Raw genomic sequence first — 13,002 nt, 5'->3', positions numbered from 1 at the left:
GCGTTTCGGTATGTATGCGAGCTCGTATGTCGGGGCGCGCCTCGGCGCGTACGGCAGGAGTGCGCCCCTACGGCAGGAGTGCGCCCCGGCCATGTCAGGACTTGATGTCGAGACTCGATGTCAGGACTTTGACATTGAGGTTAGGTCGCCAAGCGATCCATGTCAAAATACTGACATGAGGGAAAGTGAGCCGGCGGCACCGGAGTCCGTCCGTTCGGCGGACGACGTCACGCAGCATGTGGGATACCTGCTCAAGCGGGCGCAGGCCGCCCTGCGCGGAGCGATGGACAAGGCGGTGCGGGAGCACGGGCTGACCGTGCCGCAGTACTCCACTCTCGAACTCCTGGCCCGCAACCCCGGGATGTCGAACGCCGACCTCGCCCGGGCCACCTTCGTCACCCGGCAGTCCGGCAACGTCGTGTTGAGGGGCCTGCAGGAAGCGGGGCTGATCAGCCGGCCCGCCACCGCCGAACACGGCCGAGCGCGGCCCGCCTCTCTCACCGAGGAAGGGCGGGCGCGTCTCGCCTCGGTGCAGGCCGCCGTGTACGCCGTCGAGCACCGGATGGTCGAGTCGATCCCGCCCGGGCGCCGCGCGGCACTCCTCGCCGACCTCGAGCGCATGTCGGCGGCCCTGGAAGGTTGATGCTTCGCGGGCTCGCGGGAAGCGCCCCCCGGTTCCGGCCGGACCGTCAGACGTAGTGGGAACCCTCCAAGTCCGGTCATGCATCGTTGTGCCTCGCAAAGATCACCTCCGGTCTCCGGGCGGGCGCAGACTTGCGGGGCGGGGTGGCCGTTACGGCTGCTGTACGTCCGACAACCACAACATCGGGGACATCACACGTGAGTGAGCGCGTCATCACGCCCAAGGGCCGGGGCTTCCTGTTCCTCGACTCGCACCCTGTCGGGTGTCGACAGCTGGTCGACGACATGTGGCAGGCTGTTCCGGCCCCGGCCCCGGCCCCGGCCCCGGCCCCGCCGTCGGCCCCGGCCTCAGTCGGAAGAGAGGGACCAGTCGCCCTCATCATCGGGTCGTCGGCCGGTTACGGTTTGGCCGCGACGATCGCCGGCCTGGCCCGCGTCGGTATCCGCGGCATCGGCGTGTGCTTCGAGAAGGCGCCTGCCCGGCGCACCGGCACGGCCGGTTGGTACCGCACCGCCGCCACCGCCCGGCTTGCCCGCCAATACGGGCGGGACATGGTGTTCTTGAACGGTGACGCGTTCGGTGACGCGATGAAGGAGCAGGTCGCCGACCTCCTGGCCGAGCGCTTCGGAGGGCGGCTCGACTACCTGGTCTATTCGGTGGCCGCGCCCCGCCGCACCGACCCGGAGACGGGCACCGTGCACGCCTCGGTCCTGAGACCGATCGGCGCGCAGCACACCACCAAAACCCTTGTCTTCGACGAGCGCGGCACCCCGGAGATCACAGAAGTCACCACCGCACCGGCCGAGGGCGACGACATCGAGGCAACCGTGGCGGTGATGGGCGGTGCCGACTGGGAGCGGTGGAACACCCACCTCGCGGAGCGCTCCCTGCTGGCCGAAGGCTTCACCACCGCAGCCCTTTCCTACATCGGCTCGCCCCTCACCGCGGCGATCTACCGGCAGGGCACCATTGGTGCGGCGAAGGCCCATCTCGAAGCCACCGCACGTAGGTTGGACGAGCGCCTCGGCAGGACCCTCGGGGGCCGCGCCGTGACCTCCGTCAACGCGGCTGCCGTCACTCAGTCCTCCACCGCGATCCCCGGCATCGCCCTGTACGTCGGGCTCCTGCGGGGGGTTCTCGGCGACAGTATGGTGCCCCCGATCGGTCAACTGGTAGAGCTGTGGGACCAGTTGACCGGAGCCCGGGCGCTCGACCTCGACGCCGAGGGACGGGTCCGTCTGGACACCTGGGAACTTGATCCCGCCGTCCAAAGCAGTGTCGCCGAGCGCTGGAGCATGGCGACCAGCGACACCATCACCGGGCTCGCCGATCTCGACTGGTTCAGTGAGGAGGTCCGCCGCCTCTACGGCTTCTCCGTGCCCGGCGTCGATTACGCGGCCGCCGTCGAGACCGACGTCCCCTGGCCCGTGCCCACCACCTGACCCACGCCTCCCGGGGCCCGCACAGCAGCCCCCCCGCATCGCCCCCGCCCCGCCCTGAGCAGACCCCCTGGGATTGCGGAGTTCGACGGGAGGCGGTGAGCTGGAGCCGACGACGGCTGGGGTGTGGCGAAGGCGGTGGTGGTGATGGCGCGACCCGTGTGGGCCGGGAACCTTTCGTTCGGGCTGGTCAGCCTGCCCGTCGGGCTCTACACGGCCACGGACAGCCACACCGTCCACTTCCACCAGCTCCAGCGCGGCACCTCGGACCGGATCCGCAACCGGAGGGTGAACGAACGCACGGGCAAGGAGGTCGAGCTCGACGACATCGTCAAGGGCTACGACACGGGTGCGGGGGAGTACGTCCTGGTGGAGCCGGAGGAGCTCGACGAGATCGCTCCTGGGCGCTCGCAGGCCCTGGAGATCTCCGGCTTCGTCGACCTGGAGGAGATCGACCCCATCTTCTTCGACAGGACCTATTACCTCGGCCCGCGCGGCAAGGGCTTCGGGAAGGTCTACAGCCTCCTGGAGCAGGCGCTGGCGAAATCGGGGAAGGCCGGGATCGCCACGTTCGTGATGCGCCAGCACGAGTATCTGGTCGCCCTGAAGGCCGAGAACGGTCTGCTGACGCTGCACACCCTGCACTGGGCGGACGAGATCCGGGATCCGAAGTCCGAGATCGACGGCCTGCCGGGCAGGACGAAGGCCACCGCGAAAGAGCTGAAGATGGCGGAACAGCTCATCGAAGCGCTGACGACGGACTGGGACCCCGAGCAGTTCCACGACACCTTCCAGGAGAAGGTCGCCGCCCTCATCAAGGCCAAACAGTCGGGCGAGACGGTGGAGAAGGCGGAGCCGGCCGCGGAGCCCACGGGTGCCGTTGACCTCATGCAGGCCCTGCAGGCCAGTGTCGACCGGGCCCGCGAGCCCCGGAGCGCGGCTGCCGGCAAGGCGCGGGGCGCCGCCGCCCGGCGCGACACGGGCACCGCCGCCGGTAGCAAGAAGCCGACCGGCAAGAAGCGGATCCGCTCCTCACCCAAGTCCGCGGACCTCGCGGGCCTCACCAAGTCCGACCTCTACAAGAAGGCGGCGGCGGCCGACATCCCGGGCCGCTCCCACATGACGCGCGACGACCTGGTGGACGCCCTCAAGCAGGCGTCGTAGGTCCTCCTCGTCATCCCGCGCGGGTGGCGGAGTGGCTGCCGTCGGAGTCGCGGATCGCCCCTAGTGGGTCGGCCGACGGGGCTCCGCGTCGTTCAGTGCGCTCGTCCTTCAGCGTGGTCGGCGATCCTTCCGTGGTGTACGCGTGGCGGAAGGTGAAGGCGTGTGGCGCCGGGCCGTGGGCGTGGAGGTGCTCCAGTCGGGTCACCCCGTCCTGCCAGGTGGGTATCACGCCGTCCGCCACCCACCAGAACACGTAGTTCGCGTAATCGGTCCGCTCGAACCAGTCGTAGCGCCTGTTCAGCGCCTCGCGGTGGACACCGGTGTAGATGGCGTCGAAGGCGGAGCGCGGGTCGGTCCAGAGGGAGAGGGTGGCGGCCAGGGCGGTGGTTTCGGGGGTGCGGCCCTTCTCGTACCAGCTTGGTACGACGAACTCTCCCCACGCCCCCCAGTTCAGCTCGAAGTGTGAGCCCCGCGCGCCGTCCGCCGCTTCGGCGTGCGCGAGGTATCCGGGGTGGCCGCTGATCGCCGGGTAGACGGCCTCGCCGCTCTCGATCAGGGCATGCGTGAGCGGGGCGGGATCGGCGAGGGGCGCCTTCAGGACGCCGAACGTGTACAGCGCGAGCTGGGACATGTGGTTCTCCCTGATGGTTGCTGGTTCGCTGCGGGGCCGGATGCGGTGGGTGGCCCACGCAAGGGCGGCGTAGCGCGGGGGCGACGGCTCCTGGGCGGGGGCTTGGGCGTGGGCGAGGGGCACGGGCATGCGCGGAGGCGTGGGCACGGTCGGCCGTTCCCGGCGTGGGTGCTCGGCTTTGTGAACTCCTGCGTGGCGGTGGGTGATTGCCGAGGACCAGGCGAAGGTAACCGCCTCCGCCGCCGTTGTCGAAGTTGCGATTTCTCCGCCCACGTGGCTTCCACATGGTCTCCATGTGGCTTCCCGATTGCAGGCTCACGAGGCACACCTCTCGCGGACACTCGCGCAGTCGGCCCGCGCCGACCCACCCTCCCTCGGGTGCGCGGGCGCTACGCCCGGTTCGCCGCCTGCTTGATCGTCTTGATCACCGGCGCCGTCTCGAAGTGGGTGATCGCGGGAAGGGCGCCGAGTCGCGTGGTCAGATAGCGGTACAGCTCCGGCTGGCTCGTGCAGACCACGCTCGCGTACAGGTTGGTCGGGCCCGTCGTGGCGGCGGCGAACGCGATTTCCGGGTGTGCGGCCAGCGCCCGGCCGGTCGCCTCCAGATGGGCGGGGGCGACCGACAGCCAGAGCAGGGCACGGGCGCGTACGCCGAACATGCGCCAGTCGACGTCGAGATCGAGATAGAGAACTCCGTGTTCGCGCAGCTCCGTCATACGGCGCCGGACCGTGGACGCCGACCAGCCCGTCGCCGAGGCCAACTCTTCGAAACCGGCCCGCCCATCGACGGAGAGGAGGGCGAGAAGCCTGCGGTCACCGTCGTCCAGGCGTACCGGTCCCTGTCGGTGGGGCATCGGGGGCGGGCGCAGGCGCTCGATCGCCGCCGCGTCCAACGGCCCCAGCTTGCCCGCTAAGTTGTTGAGCCCGCCGTAGAAGATGTGCAGGACCGAGTGTGCGGTCACGCCCTCCACACGTGGGGTGCGGGGCAGCTTGGCCAGGAGAAGTGTCTCGCCGTCCGCCTCGTCCATGGTGCGGACCACGCAAGTCAGTTCCGTACCACCGGAGTTGAGGCTCACCCAGGACGTGTCGGGCCGCCGGGCCAGGGCCTCGGCGACCGAGAGGGAGGCCGCGGGCGCACAGCGCACCCGAAGGAACCACAGGGCGGCGCCGAGCGCGGTGGGGTCGATCCCGCCGAGCACGCGGATCGCCCCGGCCGACCGCAGCCTGCCGTACCGGCGGGCCACCGTGCGGTCCGAAACGCCAAGGACCTCGGCGAGGGTGCTGAACGGTGCGCGCCCGTCGACCTGCAGTGCGTGGACGAGTCGGCGGTCGAGTTCGTCGTAGTCGGATTCCATCGGGTTGAGGCTAGCCGGTGTCAAGTACGGGCGTATTGAGGGGAGTTGCTTGGTCGTGCCGAGTGGCCGGGCGAAGTATGGGGTTCGTTCCGATCGACCCGGACCGTGGAGGGCTTGTGGATACCGATGTACTCGTCGTGGGCGCAGGACCGACGGGCATGACGCTGGCGAACGAGCTGTTGAGGGAGGGTGTGGCGACCGTTCTCGTCGACCGGCTGGCGCGGCGCGGTGAGCTGTCCAAAGCGGGCGGCGTGCAGTCCCGCACCCTGGAGGCGCTCGACCAACGAGGCCTGCTCGAACCGCTGTTGGCGACGGGCGAGCACCCCGTCACGACGGGCCACTTCGCCGGCATCCCGCTCCCGCACGACCCCGACCGGCACCGGCTCCCGTGGCGGTCCGTGCCGCAGGTGGCCGTCGAGGGGTTCTTCGAGCAGCACCTGGCCGCGCACGGCCTGCGGGCCCGCAGGGAGCACGAGCTGACCGGGCTCGCCCAGGACGGTGCCGGGGTCACCGCGTTCTTCGCCAACGGCCGCTCTCTGCGCGCCCGTTACCTGGTCGCGGCCGACGGGGCGCACAGCACCGTACGGTCGCTGCTCGGGGCCGCGTTCCCCGGGGAGGCCGGCACGCTGACCATCGTGGCCGCCGACGTACGGCTGAGCGGCGAACCGGACACCTCGCACACGTGGAGCGAGGACGGGCACTGGGTGGCCGTGTTCCCGATCGGCACCGACCAGCTGGGCCGGCCACTGCGCCGGCTCGTGTTCGGCGGCCCGGGCCGCTCGCTGCCCCGTGACCTGCCGGTCACCGAGGACGAGATACGCGAGGCGCTGAGCATCGTCTTCGGTACGCGGGTGGGGCTGGTCGAACTGCGGTACGCCCGCCGCATCACCAACGCGTCCCGGCAGGTCGAGCAGTACCGGCACGGACGGGTGTTCCTCGCGGGCGACGCCGCCCACGTCCATCTCCCGCTCGGCGCACAGGGGATGAACACCGGTATGCAGGACGCGTTCAACCTCGGCTGGAAGCTCGCGGCGGCCGTTCGGGGCTGGGCGCCGGACGGGCTGCTCGACACCTACCACGCGGAGCGGCATCCGGTGGGAGCCGCCGTGCTGCGCAACGTGCGGGCCCAGAGTCTGCTGATGGACTGGTCCGGCACGCGCGACCCCGAGGTGGTCGCCGCCCGCGAGCTTTTCCGGGACATGGCCCAACTTCCGGCCGTGCAGCACTATGTGGCGGATCTGATGGCCGGGACGGCTGTCCGCTACCCGATGCCGGGCGCCGATGACCATCCGCTGGTCGGCCGCGAGGCATCCGACCGGGAACTCGGCACCGGCCGACTGCACGCACTGCTGCGGTCCGGGCGGGGCATACTCCTCGACCCGGCCGACGCCCACGCCGCGACGGCCGCCCTCTGGGCGGACCGCGTCGACCGCGTGGTCGCGGGCGCCGACAGCGGGCCGATGCTGATCCGTCCGGACGGCTATGTGTGCTGGGCCGGCGCGAACGACCCGGAGAAGGCGCTCACCCGGTGGTTCGGGGAGCCGCGCACGCCGTGAGGCGACGCGGAGCAGGGAGTGCTCGGCGACGGCCCGGCTCGTCTTGGGCGTGGCGGGTGGAGACGGCCCCCCGGCGCGCGGGGCCGGACGGGCCTTTCGCGGCGGGGGTGGCAGGGTGCCTCGGCGGTCGCGGGCATCTCATTCAGGCGGACGCGACGATCGCTCGGGTGACGGCCGTGACAGCGGTGGCGGCCGCGGCCGAGGGGCCCGGCAGACGGGCCACGAGGATCCGGCGGACCTCGGTGGGAGCGCCTTCGACGTGGAGGAGGCGCACACCGGGCGGCAGCACCGGGGCGAGGCCGGAGGGAACCGTCGTGATGCCGAAGCCACCCGCGACGAGGTGGAGTTTGGTGAGCCAGTCGCGGGCGCGGTGGGCGATGTGCGGCCGTGCGGGCAGGCCCGGCCAGACGCCGAGGAGCGGTTCGGAGGCCGAGGCCGGCGTCGCGATCCACGGGACGTCGACCAGCTCGTCGATGTGCACGGTGCCGCGTCCGGCGAACGCCCCCGTGGAGGCGGCCGCGACCACGAGTTCGGTGTCGGTGACCGTCTCGACGTGCAGGCGTGGTGATTCGCCGTCGAGGGGGCGGTGGGGCGGCCGGGACGTGAGGAGGGCCAGGTCGATGGTGCCGGCGCGCAGGGTCCGGAGCAGGGTGGGTGTGGTGCCCTCGGTCGTCGTGACGCTGATGTGCGGGTGGGTGGCGGCGAGGCGCGCGAGGGTCGCGGGCAGGAGGGCGGCGCCCGCGCTGAGGACCACCCCGAGGCGTACCTGCTCGGTCTGCGGTGCCGTGCCGGCGAGGTCCTGCTCGGCCGTGGCGAGGCAGTCGAGGATGGTGCGGGCGTGCCGCAGCAGGGTGAGCCCGGCCGGAGTGAGGCGGGCCCCGCCGGGGTGGCGCTCGAACAGGGCGGTGCCCGCGCTCCGTTCGAGGGCGGCGGCCTGGCGTGAGATCGCCGACTGCGTATAGCCGAGCCGCACCGCCGCCGCGGTGAAACTGCCGGACTCGGCGATCTGCCGCAGGACCCGCAGGCCCGCACTGGAGATGTCCATGCGGTTTACGCATACCACGGATGCGCAATCGTCGCTTCCCGCATGCCCACAAGGCTTCTAGCGTCGGAACGGACGAACGGAAACGGACGACAACCTGGAGGTCCTTCACGTGCGAGCAGCAGTACTACGGGAATTCGGTGCCCCGCTCACGGTCGGCGAGGTGCCCGATGCCGAGGCGGGAGGGGGCGAGGTGGTGGTCGAGGTGCTGGCGACCTGCGTGGCCCCGTACGCGGCCGAGGTGTTCAGCGGTGCACGCCGTTACCCCCTCGTCCCGCCGGTGGTGCCCGGCATCGGTGGCGTCGGACGGATCGTCCACGCGGGTCCGGACGCCACGCGGCTGCGGGCCGGGGACCTGGTGTGGTGCGATGTCACGGTCCGCTCGCGCGACGATGCCCTGACGCCCGACATCACGCTGCAGGGCTGGAGTTCACGCGGTGAGGGAGGGGCCCGGCTCGCGCGGTACCTGCATGACGGGTCGTTCGCCGAGCTGATGCGCGTGCCGACGGAGAACGTCTTCGCCCTGCCCGATGCGGCGGGCCGGGATCCGGCCCGCTGGGCCGCGCTCGGCACCCATGTCATCGCGTACGGCGGGCTGCTCGCCGGCGCCCTTGCGGCGGGGGAGACGCTGCTGGTGAGCGGGGCGACCGGCAACCTCGGCAGCTGCGCGGTCGCGGTCGCGCTCGCCATGGGTGCGGGCCGCGTCGTCGCGCCCGGCCGCAACCGGGCCGCGCTCCGCCTGCTGGCCGACCGTTTCGGTGAGCGGGTGCGTCCGGTTGCCCTGAGCGGTGACGAAGCGGCCGACCGCGCGGCGATGACCGCGGCGGCCGAAGGCCCGATCGACATGGTCATCGACCTGCTCCCGCCGAGCGCGCCCAGCGCGGTGGCGCGCGCCGCGGCCATGACGGTCCGCGAGTACGGGCGGGTCGTCCTGATGGGCGGCGTCGGCATGCTGGGCGGCGACGACCTCGCCCTCCCGTACCCGTGGATCATGCGGAACTCGGTCACCGTGCGCGGGCAGTGGATGTACCCGCGCACGGCGAACGTCGGCATCATCCGGCTCCTCGCCGCTGGCACGCTGGATCTCGCGCCGGAACGGGTCCGTTCGTTCGGCCTGGACGAGGTCAACGACGCCATCGCGTACGCCGCTGCACACGGCGGCCCGTTCGACCGCACCGCCCTGATGCCGCGGGCCGCCTGAGTCCCGTGGCGTGACGGCGCGGGCCCGGGGCCGGCCGGCGGCGGGGCCGGGTGATTCACGCGGCCCCGCGTGCGCGGGTGTCGTCGAGCAGGCGGTCCACCAGCAGTTCGGGGTAGCCGGTGTCCGGCGGGTCGATGGAGAAGATCGCCCGGATGTAGAGCGGGGCCAGGAGCTGGTCCAGGATCTCCTCGAGTGGCGGCGGGCTCTCGCCGCGGGCCGCCGCGCGTTGCCGGATGTTGTCGATGGAGGACAGGCGGCGCTGGAACTGCTGCCTGCGCTCCCCCCGCGCGGGAGTGGCGCTCGGCATCGAGAGGGCGACGGCGCGGATGAGGGCCCGGCCCTCCACGGTGTGGATGCTCGCCACCCCCGCTCGCATCCAGGCGATGAGGTCACCGCGCAGGCTGCCGGTGTCGGTCAGGGGCGAGTCCAGTTCGAGACGGGTGGTGACCACATCGGCCAGCAGCGCGTCGCGGCTGCCCCAACGCCGGTAGACGCTCGTGTGGTTGACGCCCGCGCGCTGGGCGATCGCGGGAATGGAGAGATCGGCTCCCTCGGGGTCGGACAGCAGATCGATGACCGCCTGATGGACGGCCGAGCGGACCTGCTCGGGGCTCTTGCGGATACGTGGTGCCGACGGATGAGGGCTCATGACACCCATCGTAAGCACAGATGTTTGCTTAGTGCGCCGGATGGGGCTACAGTCCTGTTCATCACAAGCACAGATCTGTGCTTGTGGGTGGTCCGGCGATCGTCGGCCGACGCTCCGAGGAGAGTGCGATGCAGCAGATCCTGTTCCCCAACAACATCCAGTTCTGGTACGAGACCCTGCGCTCGATGAGCCACATCGCCTACGGCGGCGCCGACTTCGGCGAGGTCCTCTCCACCGCCGGGCGGATCACCGAGGGCGACTTCGACAGCTGGTACACGGAGTGGGCGGCCACCGCCGACCGGGTCGCCGGGGAGGCCGAGAAGGCGCTGAAGGCCGGGCACAAGGTCAGCGCGCGGGACGGCTTCCTGCGGGCCTCGAACTACTACCGGTCGGCCGAGTTCTTCCTGCACGGCCACCCGTGCGACCCGCGCCACGACGGCGCCTACGACCGCAGCGTCGAGTGCTTCAGGGCCGCAGCGGCCCTCTACACCTCCCCGCGCATCGAGCCCGTCCAGATCCCCTACGAGGACACCACCCTGCCGGGATACCTCTACCGGGTCGACGAGTCGGGGACGCCCCGTCCCACCCTGATCATGCACAACGGCTTCGACGGCACCGCCGAGGAGATGCACTTCTTCGGGGCGACCGCGGCCGTCGAGCGCGGCTACAACGTGCTCCTCTTCGACGGCCCCGGCATGCCCGGCCCGCGCCACCACCAGGGTCTGGTGTTCCGCCCGGACTGGGAGAACGTCATCACCCCCGTCATCGACTTCGCCGAGAGCGTCCCGGACATCGACGACCGACGGATCGCGCTCCTCGGCCTCAGCATGGGCGGCATCCTCGCCCCCCGGGCCGCCGCCTTCGAGCACCGCCTCGCCGCGGTCATCGCCGTCGACGGACTGTACGAGCTCGGCGAGATATCTGTCCGCAACATCCCCGGGCCCCGCGAGGAGGCCGAGCGGCTCCTGCGCAGCGAGAGCGCCCCCGAACTCGACGCGGCCCTCGAACAGCTCATGACCAGGGACCCGATCTCCCGCTGGGCCATGAACCACGGCATGTACGTCATGGGCGTCGACAGCCCCCGCGCCTTCTCCGCCTCCTACCTCGACTACACCCTCGCCGACGGAATCGCCGAGAAGATCCAGTGCCCCACCCTCGTGTGCGACGCCGAGGAGGACATGTTCTTCAAGGGCCAGCCCGAAAAGCTCTACGCCCACCTGACCTGTCCCAAGACCCTCATGCGCTTCACCACCGAGGAGGGCGCCGGAGCCCACTGCCACCCCGGCGCGATGCGCCTGGCAGGCGCCCGCATCCTCGACTGGCTCGACGACACCCTCAGCACCACGGTCACCGCCTGACCGGCGACCCGGGTCCGCCGAGCACCCCCGTCACGCCCCGGGGGGTGCCGGCGCCCGCCGGTGCCTCGCGTCCGGCCGCTCCGCCCGCCCCGGTGTCGTCCCCATTGCCCGCCGAACGCCCCTGTGGTTAGCCTGTGTTCGTCATACCGGGCAGTGGCCGGAGTTTCGAACGAAGAGGGTGGGTGGCGGACGTGGGCCGACTGGTTCCGGCGGTGACCAGGGCGCTGGACGTGCTCGAACTCTTCCTGGAGAGCGAGGGCGCCCTCTCCGCGCCCGATGTCACACGGCGCCTCCAACTGCCCCGCACCACGGTCCACGAGCTGCTCACCACCCTGGCGGCCCGCTCCTACCTGGCCCCCGTGCCCGAGCAGCCCGGACGCTACCGGCTCGGCGTACGCACCTACCAGCTCGGCAGCCGGTACGCCGAGCAGCTCGATCTCGCGGCCGAGGGACAGCAGGTGGCCCGCGAGGTGGCGCAGACCTGCGACGAGACCGTCCACGTCGCGATCCTGGAGGACACCGACGTCATCTACATCGCCAAGGTCGACTCCACGCACGCCGTGCGCATGGTCTCGGCGGCCGGCCGCCGGCTGCCCGCACACTGCACCTCCGTCGGCAAGATGCTGCTCGCCGCACTGCCCGAGGCCGAACTCGACGCCCGCCTCGCCGGACGCGAGCTGACCGGCATGACCCCCGACAGCATCACCGACCAGGACGCGCTGCGCGTCGCCCTCGCCGAGATCCGCGAGCGCGGCACGGCCGTCGAGCACCGCGAGTCGAACCCGGACGTCAGCTGTGTGGCGGCGCCGGTCAGGGACCGCACCGGCCGCGTGGTGGCGGCACTGTCCGTCTCCGTTCCGATGATCCGCTGGAGCGCCGACCGCGAGGGCGAACTGGCCGAACTGGCCCGCAAGGGAGCGGGCGACCTGTCGGCCCGCCTCGGCCACCGGGGCACGCCGTGACGTACGAGGTCGCCGTGCGCGAGGCGGCCGCACTCGGCGAGGGGCCGACCTGGGACGCGGCGAGCGGGCGGCTGATCTGGGTCGACATCCTCTCCTCGCGGATCCACACCTACCACCCCGGCACCGGACGCCGCACCGTCATGCCCACCGAACAGCACGTGGGCGCGGCCAAGCCGCGCGCCGGCGGCGGTCTGGTCGTCAACCTCCGCGACGGCATCGGCCTGTACGGGCCCGAGGGCAGCCGCAGCTTCCGGTGGCTCCTGCGCGACCCCGTGCCGGGCCGGCGCGCCAATGACGCGGCCGTCGCTCCCGACGGCGCGCTGTGGGCCGGAACGATGCGCTACGACGAGGCGCCCGGCGGAGGCACCCTGGCCAGGGTCGCCCCGGACGGCCGCTCGACCACCGTCCTCGGCGACGTCAGCGTCAGCAACGGCATCGGCTGGAGCCCGGACGGGCAGTTGATGTACTACATCGACACCCCGACCCGGACCGTCGACGTCTTCGACTTCGACGGCCAACTCGCCCACAATCGGAAGCCGTTCACCTCCGTGGAGACCGGCGCGGGACATCCCGACGGGCTCACCGTGGACGCCGCAGGAGGGGTGTGGGTCGCCCTGTGGGACGGCGGCGCGGTGCACCGGTACGCGCCGGACGGCTCTCTGGACCACGTGGTGGAGCTGCCCGTGCGGCGCCCGACCGCGTGCGCCTTCGGCGGCCCCGGCCTGACCGACCTCTACATCACCTCCGCCCGCGTCGGCCCGGCCACACCCCACCCGCTCGCCGGTTCGCTGCTCGTCGTGCCGGGGGCGGGGCGCGGACTGCCGGGGACGGCCTTCGGCGGCTGATGTGCCGTCATGTGCCGTGGGGGGGGGGGGGGGGGGGGGGGGGGGGGGCGCGGGGGGGGGGTGGGGGGGGGGGGGGGGCGGGGGGGGGGGGGGGGGGGGTTTTGGGGGGGGGGGGGGGGGCCCCCCCCCCCCCCCCCCCGGCGGATCCCTCCCGGAG

At 71.9% G+C, this 13,002-nt stretch carries 12 protein-coding genes and 1 pseudogene; 8 read left to right on the top strand and 5 right to left on the bottom strand.

What is annotated here, in order from left to right; all coding sequences use genetic code 11:
• Positions 1 to 175: 175 nt before the first annotated feature.
• From ACGF3I_RS21390 to ACGF3I_RS21380, 3 genes and pseudogenes are all read left to right on the top strand, one after another.
• Positions 176 to 643, top strand: coding sequence for a MarR family winged helix-turn-helix transcriptional regulator (locus ACGF3I_RS21390; RefSeq protein ID WP_393134297.1), 468 nt, complete (start codon positions 176 to 178; stop codon positions 641 to 643).
• A gap of 197 nt (positions 644 to 840) precedes the next feature.
• Positions 841 to 2,085, top strand: a complete 1,245-nt coding sequence (gene fabV, locus ACGF3I_RS21385; protein WP_393134295.1) for an enoyl-[acyl-carrier-protein] reductase FabV — start codon at positions 841 to 843, stop codon at positions 2,083 to 2,085.
• A gap of 144 nt (positions 2,086 to 2,229) precedes the next feature.
• A pseudogene (locus ACGF3I_RS21380) lies at positions 2,230 to 2,991 on the top strand (Ku protein); the annotation flags it as partial.
• Positions 2,992 to 3,114: 123 nt separating this feature from the next.
• Here ACGF3I_RS21380 and ACGF3I_RS21375 read toward each other — a convergent pair.
• From ACGF3I_RS21375 to ACGF3I_RS21365, 3 genes are all read right to left on the bottom strand, one after another.
• The gene (locus tag ACGF3I_RS21375) at positions 3,115 to 3,237 is read right to left on the bottom strand and encodes a hypothetical protein (protein WP_393134459.1); all 123 of its coding nucleotides are present in this window, start codon (positions 3,235 to 3,237) and stop codon (positions 3,115 to 3,117) included.
• A gap of 19 nt (positions 3,238 to 3,256) precedes the next feature.
• Positions 3,257 to 3,877: a DUF3291 domain-containing protein gene (locus tag ACGF3I_RS21370; RefSeq protein ID WP_393134458.1), complete on the bottom strand. Its 621-nt coding sequence runs from the start codon at positions 3,875 to 3,877 to the stop codon at positions 3,257 to 3,259.
• Between the two features lie 389 nt (positions 3,878 to 4,266).
• Positions 4,267 to 5,232 carry an Lrp/AsnC family transcriptional regulator gene (locus ACGF3I_RS21365; RefSeq protein WP_393134293.1) on the bottom strand — a complete coding sequence of 322 codons (966 nt, stop codon included), beginning with the start codon at positions 5,230 to 5,232 and terminating at the stop codon, positions 4,267 to 4,269.
• Between the two features lie 116 nt (positions 5,233 to 5,348).
• On the opposite strand from ACGF3I_RS21365, the gene ACGF3I_RS21360 reads away from it, so the two are divergent.
• A complete protein-coding gene (locus ACGF3I_RS21360; protein ID WP_393134291.1) occupies positions 5,349 to 6,788 on the top strand; it encodes an FAD-dependent monooxygenase in 1,440 nt (479 codons plus the stop codon).
• Between the two features lie 142 nt (positions 6,789 to 6,930).
• Here ACGF3I_RS21360 and ACGF3I_RS21355 read toward each other — a convergent pair whose 3' ends face one another.
• Complete coding sequence (locus tag ACGF3I_RS21355) at positions 6,931 to 7,833, bottom strand: LysR family transcriptional regulator (protein ID WP_393134289.1); 903 nt, start codon at positions 7,831 to 7,833, stop codon at positions 6,931 to 6,933.
• A gap of 109 nt (positions 7,834 to 7,942) precedes the next feature.
• Between ACGF3I_RS21355 and ACGF3I_RS21350 the strand changes: the two genes are divergently transcribed.
• The gene (locus ACGF3I_RS21350; RefSeq protein ID WP_393134287.1) at positions 7,943 to 9,031 is read left to right on the top strand and encodes an alcohol dehydrogenase catalytic domain-containing protein; all 1,089 of its coding nucleotides are present in this window, start codon (positions 7,943 to 7,945) and stop codon (positions 9,029 to 9,031) included.
• Between the two features lie 55 nt (positions 9,032 to 9,086).
• Here ACGF3I_RS21350 and ACGF3I_RS21345 read toward each other — a convergent pair whose 3' ends face one another.
• A complete protein-coding gene (locus tag ACGF3I_RS21345) occupies positions 9,087 to 9,680 on the bottom strand; it encodes a TetR/AcrR family transcriptional regulator (RefSeq protein ID WP_393134285.1) in 594 nt (197 codons plus the stop codon).
• A gap of 128 nt (positions 9,681 to 9,808) precedes the next feature.
• Here ACGF3I_RS21345 and ACGF3I_RS21340 point away from each other — a divergent pair, with 128 nt between their 5' ends.
• From ACGF3I_RS21340 to ACGF3I_RS21330, 3 genes are all read left to right on the top strand, one after another.
• The gene (locus ACGF3I_RS21340) at positions 9,809 to 11,038 is read left to right on the top strand and encodes an alpha/beta hydrolase family protein (RefSeq protein ID WP_393134283.1); all 1,230 of its coding nucleotides are present in this window, start codon (positions 9,809 to 9,811) and stop codon (positions 11,036 to 11,038) included.
• A gap of 191 nt (positions 11,039 to 11,229) precedes the next feature.
• Positions 11,230 to 12,000 carry an IclR family transcriptional regulator gene (locus ACGF3I_RS21335; protein WP_393134281.1) on the top strand — a complete coding sequence of 257 codons (771 nt, stop codon included), beginning with the start codon at positions 11,230 to 11,232 and terminating at the stop codon, positions 11,998 to 12,000.
• Positions 11,997 to 12,845, top strand: a complete 849-nt coding sequence (locus tag ACGF3I_RS21330; protein WP_393134279.1) for an SMP-30/gluconolactonase/LRE family protein — start codon at positions 11,997 to 11,999, stop codon at positions 12,843 to 12,845. The genes ACGF3I_RS21335 and ACGF3I_RS21330 overlap by 4 nt, the downstream gene beginning before the upstream one ends.
• The last annotated feature ends 157 nt before the right edge of the window (positions 12,846 to 13,002 follow it).

Source organism: Streptomyces sp. NPDC048111 (assembly GCF_043202815.1).
Classification (GTDB): Bacteria; Actinomycetota; Actinomycetes; order Streptomycetales; family Streptomycetaceae; genus Streptomyces.
This window is presented reverse-complemented; position numbering and strand designations above follow the sequence as displayed.

Bases quoted from the DNA above. Each gene is read 5' to 3' on its own strand.
- ACGF3I_RS21390 (WP_393134297.1), top strand. From the start codon at position 176: ATGAGGGAAAGTGAGCCGGCGGCACCGGAGTCCGTCCGTTCGGCGGAC.
- ACGF3I_RS21370 (WP_393134458.1), bottom strand. From the start codon at position 3,877: ATGTCCCAGCTCGCGCTGTACACGTTCGGCGTCCTGAAGGCGCCCCTC.
- ACGF3I_RS21365 (WP_393134293.1), bottom strand. From the start codon at position 5,232: ATGGAATCCGACTACGACGAACTCGACCGCCGACTCGTCCACGCACTG.
- ACGF3I_RS21355 (WP_393134289.1), bottom strand. From the start codon at position 7,833: ATGGACATCTCCAGTGCGGGCCTGCGGGTCCTGCGGCAGATCGCCGAG.
- ACGF3I_RS21345 (WP_393134285.1), bottom strand. From the start codon at position 9,680: ATGAGCCCTCATCCGTCGGCACCACGTATCCGCAAGAGCCCCGAGCAG.
- ACGF3I_RS21340 (WP_393134283.1), top strand. From the start codon at position 9,809: ATGCAGCAGATCCTGTTCCCCAACAACATCCAGTTCTGGTACGAGACC.